The 11815-nt window shown below is 69.0% G+C and carries 12 protein-coding genes; 3 read left to right on the forward strand and 9 right to left on the reverse strand.

Annotated elements, in window-relative coordinates:
* Window positions 1-371: 371 nt before the first annotated feature.
* Entirely contained in the window at window positions 372-1505 is a 1134-nt protein-coding gene (locus FS885_RS01275) for a coiled-coil domain-containing protein (RefSeq protein ID WP_246060688.1), read from the forward strand.
* 114 nt (window positions 1506-1619) lie between these two features.
* Here the strand turns inward: FS885_RS01275 and FS885_RS01280 are convergent, their stop codons facing one another.
* From FS885_RS01280 to FS885_RS01300, 5 genes are all read right to left on the reverse strand, one after another.
* Window positions 1620-2897, reverse strand: a complete 1278-nt coding sequence (locus tag FS885_RS01280) for a zinc ribbon domain-containing protein (protein ID WP_186365719.1) — start codon at window positions 2895-2897, stop codon at window positions 1620-1622.
* A gap of 162 nt (window positions 2898-3059) precedes the next feature.
* Complete coding sequence (locus FS885_RS01285) at window positions 3060-4403, reverse strand: serine/threonine protein kinase (RefSeq protein ID WP_186365720.1); 1344 nt, start codon at window positions 4401-4403, stop codon at window positions 3060-3062.
* 76 nt (window positions 4404-4479) lie between these two features.
* Window positions 4480-4941 carry a helix-turn-helix domain-containing protein gene (locus FS885_RS01290; protein WP_246060691.1) on the reverse strand — a complete coding sequence of 154 codons (462 nt, stop codon included), beginning with the start codon at window positions 4939-4941 and terminating at the stop codon, window positions 4480-4482.
* A gap of 165 nt (window positions 4942-5106) precedes the next feature.
* Window positions 5107-5841, reverse strand: coding sequence for a DUF4190 domain-containing protein (locus tag FS885_RS01295; RefSeq protein ID WP_144743188.1), 735 nt, complete (start codon window positions 5839-5841; stop codon window positions 5107-5109).
* A 128-nt stretch (window positions 5842-5969) separates the two neighbouring features.
* A complete protein-coding gene (locus FS885_RS01300; protein ID WP_144743189.1) occupies window positions 5970-6227 on the reverse strand; it encodes a hypothetical protein in 258 nt (85 codons plus the stop codon).
* A 224-nt stretch (window positions 6228-6451) separates the two neighbouring features.
* Here FS885_RS01300 and FS885_RS01305 point away from each other — a divergent pair, with 224 nt between their 5' ends.
* On the forward strand, window positions 6452-7066 hold the full coding sequence (locus FS885_RS01305; RefSeq protein WP_144743190.1) for an SOS response-associated peptidase family protein: 615 nt from the start codon (window positions 6452-6454) through the stop codon (window positions 7064-7066).
* Window positions 7067-7103: 37 nt separating this feature from the next.
* On the opposite strand, the gene FS885_RS01310 is transcribed toward FS885_RS01305, so the two are convergent.
* A complete protein-coding gene (locus FS885_RS01310; RefSeq protein WP_144743191.1) occupies window positions 7104-7481 on the reverse strand; it encodes a hypothetical protein in 378 nt (125 codons plus the stop codon).
* Window positions 7474-8769 carry a Y-family DNA polymerase gene (locus FS885_RS01315; protein ID WP_186365721.1) on the reverse strand — a complete coding sequence of 432 codons (1296 nt, stop codon included), beginning with the start codon at window positions 8767-8769 and terminating at the stop codon, window positions 7474-7476. The genes FS885_RS01310 and FS885_RS01315 overlap by 8 nt, the downstream gene beginning before the upstream one ends.
* 133 nt (window positions 8770-8902) lie before the next feature.
* Between FS885_RS01315 and FS885_RS01320 the strand changes: the two genes are divergently transcribed.
* Window positions 8903-9238, forward strand: coding sequence for a hypothetical protein (locus tag FS885_RS01320; RefSeq protein WP_144743193.1), 336 nt, complete (start codon window positions 8903-8905; stop codon window positions 9236-9238).
* Window positions 9239-9324: 86 nt separating this feature from the next.
* On the opposite strand, the gene FS885_RS01325 is transcribed toward FS885_RS01320, so the two are convergent.
* Both FS885_RS01325 and FS885_RS01330 read right to left on the reverse strand, forming a co-directional pair.
* On the reverse strand, window positions 9325-11055 hold the full coding sequence (locus FS885_RS01325) for a VgrG-related protein (RefSeq protein WP_144743194.1): 1731 nt from the start codon (window positions 11053-11055) through the stop codon (window positions 9325-9327).
* A 189-nt stretch (window positions 11056-11244) separates the two neighbouring features.
* Window positions 11245-11670, reverse strand: a complete 426-nt coding sequence (locus FS885_RS01330; protein WP_144743195.1) for an RrF2 family transcriptional regulator — start codon at window positions 11668-11670, stop codon at window positions 11245-11247.
* Window positions 11671-11815: the final 145 nt, after the last annotated feature.

Genomic DNA, 11815 nt, shown 5'->3' on the forward strand with positions numbered 1-11815 from the left:
TACGGTTACTGGTATAGCTGGGGACTCTCACCCCATTCCCCTGGGCGCATAGGCACCCGTGCGTCTCCGCACCTGCATCGAGGCCAGTTGATTAATCGGAATCCATGCTAGCACAGGGACCAGCGTACTGTCCGTACCGGGAAGTATTTGGCAGCGTAAGCCACCAAAAGTTAGTGAATCCGTCAGCCATCCTTAACCTTAAAGGTGAACTTGAAACTCCATCGTTTCTCAACGACTCGCCAAACCCGCAGGTTGCGTCCCATCCTAAACCTTCAACTTGAGCCTTAAACTTTGCCTGGGGTGTTATTGATCTCGAAACGCATACTATAATCGTTGCTGCGTTTAAGGCAAGCAGATTGTCGAGGACCTCTATGCGTGATACCAAGCGTTCCATCATCAAGGTGATCGCCGGCAAGCCGGCCCGCGCCCTCACGTGCGCGGCGCTCGCCGTCGCGTTCACCGCCACGCCGATGATCGCTCCCCTCTCCGCGTATGCCATCTCCGCCGAGACCCAGGCGCAGCTCGAGTCCGCCGCCCAGGCGGTCGAGGACTCCGCTGCGGCGTACGACGAGGCCGTCGCCAACCTGGAGGAGCTCCAGGCCCAGATCGACGAGAACACCGCCGCCATCGCCGAGCTCCAGGAGCAGCTTCCCGTCCAGCAGGAGGCCGCCAGCGAGGCCATGCGCGAGATGTACAAGTACCAGACGGGCTCCAACCAGCTCGTGACCATGGTCCTCAACTCCGAGAGCATGAGTGACTTCATCACGACCTGCGTGTACATGGATGAGATCCAGGCCTCCAACGTCGAGGCCATCGAGGAGCTCAACGCAACCCAGTCCGAGCTCGAGCAGACCCAGGCCGAGCTCGATGAGCAGAAGCGCCAGCTCGAGGAGCAGCAGCAGGCCGCTGCCGACGCCCTCGCCGAGGCGCAGCAGCTCCGTGCCGACGCCCAGGCCCAGGCCGAGGCCGAGGCCGCGCTCGAGCTCGCCGCCGCCCTCGCCGCGCAGGACACCTCCCCGGCCGAGAGCACGGAGGACTCGAACGGCGACAACCCCTACAACACCGCCAACCAGTCCGGCCAGACCGCGAACACCGTCGTCACCGGCGGCGCCGTCAACTGGAACATGAGCCGCGAGGAGTTCATCGCCGAGTGGACCGGGCGCATCGACGCCTATCTCGCGGGCTCCCCGCTCGCCGGCCATGGCGCCACGTTCGCCACCGCCGCCTGGGATTACGGCGTGGACCCGCGCTGGTCTCCCGCGATCTCGTGCATCGAGAGCACCAAGGGCCGCTACTGCGCCAACACCTGCAACGCCTGGGGCTGGACGGCCGCCGGCGGCGGCTTCCGCGCCTTCGGCAGCTGGGACGAGGGCATCACCGCCCACGTTCGCTACCTGCGCAACATGTACGGCCCGACGCTCACCGTGGCCGCCGCCCAGCGCTACTGCCCGCCCACCTGGCAGGACTGGTACAACAAGGTCGGCTCGCAAATGAACTGCATCTAGGGCCGCTCGAACGTACGCGACTCGCCCCCGCCGCTCACGCGACGGGGGCTTTTTCGTGAAGCTGTTCGCGGACGGCTCACTCTGCCGGAGCCCGGCTCAAACCGCGGCGGTCGCCTACACGTAGCTCTCGATGACGGTGCCGTCCTTGAGGTCGATCGCATCGACGACCATGCCCGTGCTATCGACGTCCTGGCCGTTCTCGATCAGCAGCAGATGCCCGTTCATGACCGCTGCCGTCGGGTTGTAGTAGGTGAGCCCCTCGGCGATGGTGCGCTTCTCGCCGCCGGCGATCGGCACCGCGACGAGATCCCACTCGGTAATGTCGTACATGTTCTCGTCGAGCTCGTAGGTCATGAGGTAGACGGTGTCGTCCGAGCACGTGAGCAGGTTCGCCCCCTCGTTGCGCGATGCCCGGTAGACGACCTCGGGCTCCTCGCCGTCGCCGATGCGCAGGATGCGGAACGCCTGGCGCGTCGAGTCGTATTCGTAGCAGACTACGTCGTCGCCCACGAGCGCCAGGCGGCTGATCGTGGCGTTGTCGCGCTGGTACAGGCACTCGGAGCCGCTCCCATCGATGTTGCGCGCGTAGAGCGCGGCGTGGGAATCGCCCTGGGAGACGTAGGTGCTCTCGGTGTAGTAGATCTTTTCCGGCGTGATGAGCACCGCGCCGTTGTCCGCCCCCTCGAGCGCGCACTCGGTGCGCACGTCCTCGCCGGCGGCATCGGCGCTCACGATCTCGATCTCCGTGGTCTCGTACTCGCCGAAACGGTACACCGCCATGTAGGCGCGGCCGTCGTAGGCGAACAGCCCGTTCACGGTCGAGAAACCGCCCTCAGGGGTCTCGACCTCCATCACCGAGCGGTCCTCGCTGCCGTCGGCGCGCATACAGCGCAGCTCGTAGCGCGAGGAGCCGCTGTAGGTGTCGTAGGCGAGCGTCACATAGAAGACGTTCCCCTCGGAGACGGCGATGTTCATCACGTAGAACTCAGGCGCCTCGTAGCCGTGGTCGCGGTTCATCGGTATCTCGAGGATGCGCTCGACGTCCGCCCCGGGCTTGGCACGGCAGATCGCATGGATCTCGGAGGAGTAGAAGTAGTCGTAGCCGTCGTCCGCCGCCGCCCTTCCGTAGGTCAGCGAGGCGATGTTGGCGAGCTCCTCAACGGATGCGCCGCCTGAGAGGAAGCGGACGGCGAAGAAGACCGCGCCCGCGATGAGGGCGATCGCGAGCAGGCCCACGGCGATGAGCGCGAAGGGCACCTTGCGCCGCGGCGGCACCGGCACAGGCGCGGGCATAGCGCCACCCGATGCCGCGCGCTCCGCGAACGACGCTCCGCAGGCGCCGCAGAACCGCGCGTCATCATCGTTGCGCGCGCCGCACTTGGGACAGAACATGGACCCCACCCCCTTGGCGGCATGCGCCGCCCGCGAGCCATCGATACCAGCAGCTTCCCCCATTGTAGCCGGTAAGGGTATACGGAGGCCCCGCGGCCGCTCAGGCGGTGAGACGGACCGCTTGCCCTCGCCCAGCGGGGCGTGACGCGCAAGGCAGGGTGCCTACATCCCGGTGGCGAGCGAGACCGCCAGCACGAGGACGAACATCGCGGCGACGAAAAGGCAGATCGCCTTGGCATCGGCGGCGCGCGTGCGATGCGCGTAGCGCGGGAAGATGCGCGCAAGCGGGCGCCGATCGAGCGCCAGGTAGATGCCGCCGAGTACGATCGGCGCGGTGAGGAGCCAGTTCACGGCGAAGACGTACCAGGAGGGCTTGCCCGCGAGCGAGCCGATCTCGGGGCTCAACGTGGACTCGATGCCGTACTGCACCGCCATGCCGGCGCACAGCGCGAGGAAAACGTCCCAGATGATCCCGACCACGCGCGGCATGCGCTCGATGGGACCGGGTGAGCGCATAGGCTCGCCCCCGCCCTGGGGAGCGGGCAGGCCGCTGGCTGGAGTCTCGGAAAACGGCGCCTTGGGCGCGCCGGGCACCGCGGGAACGGGGGCTGCCGTCAAGGGGCCGGGACGCGTGCCCGCGGCGCCCCGCAGCGGCGTCACGCGGCGAAGCGCCTCCCCCATCTCGCGCGCCGAGGCGAAGCGCCCCGCGGGATCGAACGAGCAGGCGCGTGCGACGACCGCCGCCGCCTCACGGCTCAGCCCCCGGGCGATGAGCGCGTCCACGTCGAAGGGACCCTGTCCCGTCTCGCCCGTGCAACAGAAGAGCATCACCATGCCGAGCGCGTAGACGTCGCTGCGCTCGCTCGTCTGGCCGAACCCGTACTGCTCGGGCGGTGCATAGGCGCGCGTGCCGAACCGCACGGTATCGGTCGAGGCGTCCGCCCGGAAGCGCCGCGCGATGCCGAAATCGATGAGGGTCACGGCATCTTCCGACACGATGACGTTCGCGGGCTTGAGGTCGCGGTGGATGATGGGCGGGTCGAACGACTCGTGCAGCTCGCCCACCGCATCGCACAGCCCCGGCATGATGCGCCACGCCAGCCGCTCGCCCGCCCCCGTGCGCCCGACGAGCTCGGCAAGGCTCTCGCCGGGCACGTACTCGCTGATCACGACCAGCTCGAACGAGGTCTTGTAGCACTCGACGATACGCGGGATGTGCAGAAAGCGCCTTCCGGTGCGCTGCGCTGCATAGATGTCCTCGTAAGCCGTGCCCACGCCCGTCTCGAGCGGGATGCGCTTGCGAACGAACGGGCCGAACGCCGACCCGTTCGCGCCCACGAAGCGCACGAGCTCGGTCGCCGTGCCGTCCTCGCCTGAGCCGAGCCGCCGCTCGAAGCGGTAGTTTGCGTCGCGGTCGAGCGCGCCCAGGTAGGCCTCGAGGTCCTCGTGGGCCGCATCGGCAGGGGCGGCGGGAGCGGTCGGGGGTATGTCGTCAAGCGTCTTCATACCGGTTATCGTAGCAAAGCGCGCGGACCGAAAGCCGGACGGTGCGGACCCAAACGGCGGGGCTGCCGCCAGGTCATCAGGCCCCGAGCGTCTCCTCGCCGAAACGGTAGAGCTCCTCGTCGGTGCGCTGCAGGCCCAATCCCCGGTCGATGCAGAAGAGCACGATCGCATCGCGCCGGTCCTTGCAGTAGAGCTCGTTCACGCCGGCGGCCTTGAGCAGGCGGTTCGTCTCCACGACATCGCAACCGAGTGCGAAGGCGAGCTGGAGCACCTTGTCGCGCGACGCCTTGCGCTGTCCCTTGAAGATCTGGTAGCCGAACGTCTCGTTGATGCCGGCCGCGCGCACCACGTCGGCGCGCTTCAAGCCCTTCTCCTCGAGCAGCTGGTTGAGGTACCCGGAAAGGTCGCGATGGGTGATGCCGTGCGCCTCGGTGAACGCCACCGGGCTCGGCGCGGCCAGAAGCTCGTGCAGGAGCTCCTCGGTGAGCGGCTCCTCAGCGGAGGCGCCGGCGCCATCTTCCATCTGCCACGTCGGCATCTTCTGCCCCCGATCCGTCCTGTCGTCGCGCTTCGCGTCCACTGTACCCCAATACCTGCGCCGGCGCACACGCGACCGGGAACGCGCCTCGCGCACCCGGTCGCGCTGCCGGTCCTCGCATCGAGGATGGCCGGTGGTATCACGCCGGTTGGGCACGATATGCCCCTACGCGAGCGTCCAGCTCGCCGTGGGCTCGTCGGAAACCACCGTGCCGAAGTAGAGCGCCTTTACCGTATCGCCCTCGAAGTAAATGGTCCCGGAGACGGTGCCGCCCGCGGCGAGCGTGCCCGAGTTGAAGTTCTCCTCCGCCTCGGAATAGTAGGTCGAGTACTCCTGGGCGCCCTCGGCGTTCTCGCCCTTCCAGTCGTAAGGGTTGTAGCTCGCCGTGTCGTCGCCGTTGTTCACGTAGGTCACGTGCACGCCCACGACGGTGGAGCCATCGTAGTTGGTGAGGCCCGGCTCGACCGAGTCGACCGTCACGGTAAGACCGTTCTCGAGCTCGACGGTGGTGCCCACGGCGAGGTCGGTGTAACCCGCCTCGCCATCCGCGGGCTCGGCATCGCCCTCGTCACCGGCGCCCTCCGCCTGCGACGTACCCGTGGCCGCGGGACCGTTCACCGCGTCATCGAGTGCGGCGCTGTACATGCTCTGCGTGCCCAGCACGATCGCGATCGAGAGCACGTTCACGATGAGGGCGGCGATGGCAATGCCGCGGCCGAGCTTCTTGCCGCGCAGGACCCCCACCAACCCGACGATGCCGAAGATGAGCCCGAGCGCGCCGAACACGAACGCGAAGTTGTTGATGATGGGCATCCACGACATCAGGATCGCGATGATGCCGAGCACCAACGCGACGATCGATGCAGCGGAGCGCGGGGCGCCCTGTTCCGTACCAGCCATTGCTTCCTCCCTTTCATTGGAAACCGTCCCTATCTCGGACGGTCTCCATTGTCGATAAACGAAAGGGTCATTTCATTAGCTCGCAGCTAAGGCTGCGGGCAGCGTCGGCACGGAAGACGGCTCGGCGGCTACTCGACCGAGTAGCTCACCTGGCCGTCGTCGTCGATGACGATGACCTCGTGGACGCCGTCGACGAGCTCCTCGATGCGCACGGCCTTCTCCACGAGGAAGCGCTTGTGGTAGAAGAGGTCGGCGAATTCCAGGATCTTCTGCATCTGGCCGGTGTCGAACAGCGCCCCGATCACGCCTCCCACGACGGGGACGGCGCGGTCGATGGACTTCTGGGTGAGCCGCTTGCCGACATGCTCGAACAGGCCGCGGAACACGCTGTTCCCGGACGCTTGAACACTTTTTCAAGTAGTTGGTACCTTTGAGCGACGCTGAGCGAATACGGCCCCGGCAAACTCAGCAAAAGCGCAGGTGCAACGATTGGGCCTCTCAGGGCTTACCAACCTATCGGCTATAAGGCACCAACTACTTGAAAAATCTTTTGCGAATATTGGATACACTGGTTAACGCGCACGGAGAAGTCGATCGTAGGGAGCTCGAAATGTGCGTCAGGATGTGCCCGCTCACCGCCGACGAGGCCCAGGCCGCACTCGATGCGCGCGGGCGGCGGGGTGTGCACGCGATCGAGCCCATCGAGCGCCCCGACCCCGCGCACGACGCGCATCCCGGCTCCAGCGTCCCGGTGTACCTTCCCAGCGAGAACGGGCTCGTCGTAGCCGAGCTCGCCTGGGGTTTCCCGCTCAAGGGCAAGGCGGGCGCCGTCTTCAACACGAGGCTCGAGTCGGCGCTGGAGCAGCTCGAGCGCGGGCACGGCATGTGGTCGGGCGCCATCGCGACGGGACGCTGCGTCGTCCCGGTCCGCGCCTTCTACGAGAGCCATGGCACCGAGCGCGTGGCGAGCGAGCGCACCGGGAAGCCCGTACGCCGGCAGTACCGCTTCCGCGTTCCCGGCGCCCGCGCCTTCCTCCTCGCCGCCGTGCAGGAGGACGGCCGCTTCTCCATCGTCACCACCGCACCGAACGCCAGCGTGGCGCCCGTGCACGACCGCATGCCGCTCGTGCTGGGCCCGGGCGAGACGGGCGTCTGGCTCGGCCCGGACTTCGCACGGCTCGCCGACCGGAGCGGCATCGAGCTCGTATCCGAGCCGGAGCGGTAGCTTGATCGAGGCGGCGCGCACGCCCCCATAGGCAGCCCTACCCCTTACCCACCTCGTCCTCGATGTCGGCGATCATGCCCTCGTAGCCGGTGAGCGCGGCGAACGGCATGAAGAGGCGGCCGCGGTCGGCATCGGGCACGGCGCGGCGCGGGCCGTCCTCGACGATGCGGCGGCGGATGTCGGCGAGGATGCGCTCCCGCCGCGCGCGCTCCGCGGGACGGAGCCCGTCCCAAACCTCGATGCCGGGAACGGCATCGAGCGCGGCGCGGGTGGCGGGGTCGAACGGCGCGGGCGCGCCAGCGGGCGCCTCGGGGGCAGTAGCCGCGCAGGGCCCCGCATCCCCCGCGCGGGCGCCCCGCAGCGCCGCGCCCGGAAACGCCGCCTCGAGCGCGGCCAGGATCTCGTCCTCACGCACGGTGGCCCCCGATCTGCCGGTTGCGCTCGCGTGCGTTCGCCTCGGGCTTGAGGCTCGTCCCGCGCAGGAGCGCGTTCGCGCCGAAGCGCTTGCGCACCGCGACGGAGGCGCGCGCCAGGCGCTCCTCGCGCTCGAGCGCCGCGAGGTCGTCGAAGAGCGTCGGCGCGGCAAGGCGCGCTGGCACCACGCCCGCAAGCGAGATGTTCACGCGGCGGATGGGCGCGCGGCGCGACACGGTCTCGTCGAAGAGCGCCATGAGCGCGGCGGCGATCTTGGTCTCCGACGCCGTCACGCAGCCCAGGTGCCGCTGGCCGCCGCCGTGCAGGGAGGGCGGCTCGCCCGCGCCGTCCCACGTGCGCAGGATCGCGCCCGAGTAGCCCACCCACAGCCCCACCGTGTCGCAGGCGAGGTACTTCTCGGCGAGGTCCATGCAGCTCCCGAACACCATCTCGCGCGCGACGGTGCGCGCCTCGCCGAAGGTGTAGTCGCGCATGAGCACCTGGCCGTTGGTGAGGGAGTGCGCCCGCGGCACATAGGCGCGGCAGTCGGCGACGGTCGCGGGCTCTATGCCCCATGCGTGGTCGATGAGCACCTCGGCGTTCTTGCCGAACTCGCCGCGCAGGATCTCCGGCCGCTCGGCGCAGACGCCCGCGAGGTCGTAGATGCCCCGCTTGGCGAGGCGCCCCGCGATGCCGTGCCCGATGCCCCAAATGTCCGTGAGTGGGCGGTGGAACCAGATCTCGCGCCTGAACGACTCGTCGTCGAGACGGCCGATGCCGTCGTCCGCGTGCTTGGCCATCACGTCGAGCGCCACCTTGCACAGGAACATGTTGGGGCCGATCCCCGCCGTCGCGGCGATGCCCGTCCGCTCGCGCACGCGGGCGATGAGCCGGCGGACGAGGGCGCGGGCGTCGAGCCCGTAATGGACGAGGTAGGGCGTCGCATCGATGAAGCATTCGTCGATCGAGTAGGGCCAGGTTTCCTCCGCCGAGACGAACTCGAGGTACGTGCGGTAGATCTCCGCCGAGACCTCCATGTAGCGGCGCATGCGCGGCACCGCCGTGATGTAGTCCATGCCCTCCGGGATGTCGCGCACGCGGCAGCGGTTGCGCACGCCCTTGGCCTTGAGCGAGGGGGTGACGGCCAGGCAGATGGTGTTGGCACTGCGCTCGGGGTCGGCCACCACGAGGTCGGTCGTAAACGGATCGAGCCCGCGGTCGGTGCACTCGACGCTCGCGTAGAAGCTCTTGAGGTCGATGCAGATGTAGGTGCGCGCGGCGGCCGCCATGTGCATCCCCCTCCCATATCGAACAGATGTTCCTACTATACTACCGCACCGCGGGGACACCGCCCGCTCCGCGCACGTCGATTCCATCTCGTGTTCGGTAGGCAAACGCGAACTTCTGTTCGATAATGGGGTCATGGAGTACCGGTCCTCGACATACGGCACCAAGCGGCGGGTCCACCGCGAGTACGTCGACGTCTACGCCCGCTTCGGGCGAGACGGCGCGATCGAGCCCGTCTGCATTATGTGGAAGGACGGGCGCAGCTTCCGCGTGGACGAGGTCATCGATGCGGGCGGCTTCGGCACGATGAGCCGCGGGCGGCAGACCGCGCGCTACCGCGTGCGCTTCGGCAGGCACGAAACCGACCTCTACCTCGAGCGCCGCGAGGCCAACCCCGCCCTGGGCGCGGACGAGCAGCTCCTGTGGTGGGTGTACGCCCACGACGTCACCAAGCAGCACGAGACGTGCTGAGCGGGACCCGCCCGGCGGATCCCGCTCCGTGTGCGCAAAAATCTGTCGCCCACCCCGCAGGCACGGGGCCGGCAGGGATACCCGACCTACTCGCCGTCGCGGTCCCGGCGCGAGAGGCCGTGCCCGCCCGCCATGACGGCGGTGGCGCCGAGCGTGGCCAAACTCGCGCTCGCCAGGCCCATGACGACGACGAGGTCCGAGGTCTGCGGCATGCGCTCGGCCCCCTGCTCCCCGCCGTCGGCGGCAGCGGTGGCATCGGCGGAACCAGCGCCCTTGCCCCCATCGGCGCCGTCCTCATCCGGTGCGTCGGCCGACTCCCGGGCCTCAGGCGCGACGTCGTCTGTGTCCCCGGTCGCGGGGTCCTGCCCGGCAGGCGCCTCGGAGTCCGTGCCGTCCGAGGTGCCGCGCTCGGCGCCATCGGCCTCGGCGGCCTCCGCGGGCGGCTCCTCCCCGTCGTCGCTCTCCACCGCCGGGCGCTGGGGCGCCATGGCCGGGGGACGCACGCTCGCGGAGCCGTTCACGACGCCACCCGAGGTCACGCCCGTGCCGTCGGGAGTCGACGAGGAGCCGCCGGGCTCGGCGCCCGTGCCCGTCGCGTCACCGGACTCGGCCCCGCCGGCCGCGGCGTCGCCACCGGAGCTGCCGGCGCTATCGTCAAGGGAGCCCTCGGCCCCGTCCTGGACGCCGTCCGTCGAGCCGCCCTGCGTGCCGCTCGCGGCCCCGCCGGACGTGGAGCCGGAGCCCCCACCGTCCGCGCCGCCCGCGGTCGATCCCGTGGTGCCATCGGCGGCCCCGCCCGGGGTGGAGGCGGAGCCCCCGTCAGCCGACCCGCCCGGGGCCGGGGACGACCCGCTGCCGTCGGCCTCGGAGCCGGCGGTGGTGCCGCCCGCGGCCGCCTCATGGGCCGCGATGAAGGCCAAACAGTCGTCGAGCTCGTTGCGGTAGCGGTTGGTCCAGCCCTTGTAGTACTGCGTCTGCGCGCTGTACTTGGCGATATGGTCGGTCATCTGCGTCGCGAGCGCGGTCACGAACTCGCGGTCGGTCATGTCGTCGCTCAGGTTCGCGCCGGCGAGCACGGGGCGCACGCCGCCGGTGCCCCACATGTTGGTGAGGCCCCAGACCATGCCCTTCACGCAGTCGGCCCGTCCGGAGAGGTCGATGCCCTGGCTCGCGAGCCAGCGCTCGGTCACCACGTAGTAGTTGTTGTAGGCGTACGAGTCCTGCAGGGCGCTGAACTCCGAGGGGTTCGCGTCGTAGGCGGCGTACCACGCGTCCTGGACGAGCCTTCCCAGCTCGGAGAGGGTCTTCGTGCCCGCGTCGTACATCGAGGCGTCCTTGCTCGAGACCTCGTCCGCGCGGTCGAGCACGGGCCCGAGCATCGCGTAGGTCACGGGGTCGTAGCTGTAGACCGCGCGCAAAAACGGGATGAGCGAGTAGCGGCGGTCGAACTGGTAATAGCCGAGTGCGTTGTAGCCGTCGCCGTACGAGAAGCCCTGCCGGTAGTTGCCGTGGCTCTCGTACTGGGTGAAGTACTTCATCTCGCTCGAGAGCGAGACCGGGGAGAGCGATGAGGTGGCGGCGCGGGCGGAGCGCGCCATGGGGACGGCGGCGGGCGCCTCCTCGTAGAAGTCGGCGCGGTCGTAGTCGGCGGGAGCGGGCAGCTCCCCTTCCGCCGTGCCGGCGGCCGAGGCGGCGTCGGCGCCCTGCACGAGCGCGGCGCCCTCCTGCTCGGCGAAGGCGATGGACGATATCTGGGCGCCTCCGAACACGATCGAGATGGCGAGCCCGGCGGCCACGGCAACATGGCGCGTCTTCATGCGGTCCTCCTTGGGATGGCTCTTGCGAGCTGGTGCGGATACGGTACGGTTGCAGCAAGCGCCCGAAGGCTCCCCCAGTATGTCAAGGGCGCGCATGGGGGGTCAATACGAACCGGCAAGGTTCGCGCAATTCAATTAAGGTTCGAGTTCAACTTGAGGGGTACGGGCGGCAGGCCGGGCGCGTGAACGCTAGATGCCCAGGTCGATCTCGGGCACGCGGGCGAGGTCGGCGAGCGTCACGCCGTCGACGTACTCCTCGATCACGGCATCGAGCCCGGTCCAGAACCTCACCGTCGAGCACAGGCCGGCGCGCGCGCAGGCGCCCTCAAGCCCCTCGCAGGCGACCGGCGCCGTGGTCCCCTCGGCCACGCGCAGGATGTCGCCGGCGCGGATCTCGGCGGCCGGCTTGGCGAGCGCGTAGCCGCCCCCCTTGCCGCGCACGCTGCGCAGGTAGCCCGCCTGCATGAGCGGGCGCACGAGCTGCTCGAGGTACTTGAGCGAGATGTCCTCGCCGTCGGCGATCTCGCGCAGGGCGACCTTTCCCTCGGACCCGCCGAAGGCGGCGATGTAGACCATGAGGCGCAGGGCATAGCGTCCCTTGGAAGAAATGAGCATCTGCTACCCCCTCACGTTGTGCGCACCTTGTGGCGATGCGCTCCGCATGCGCGCCCTCTCCGGCCACCGCGGTGCGCAGCTGCGCCCGGATGGCCCGAACAGCCTAGATCTTCGCAGGTAGACACTACCGTTTGGAGGTCCGGGC

Origin of the sequence: Enorma burkinafasonensis (assembly GCF_902150035.1) — a bacterium.
GTDB lineage: Bacteria > Actinomycetota > Coriobacteriia > Coriobacteriales > Coriobacteriaceae > Enorma > Enorma burkinafasonensis.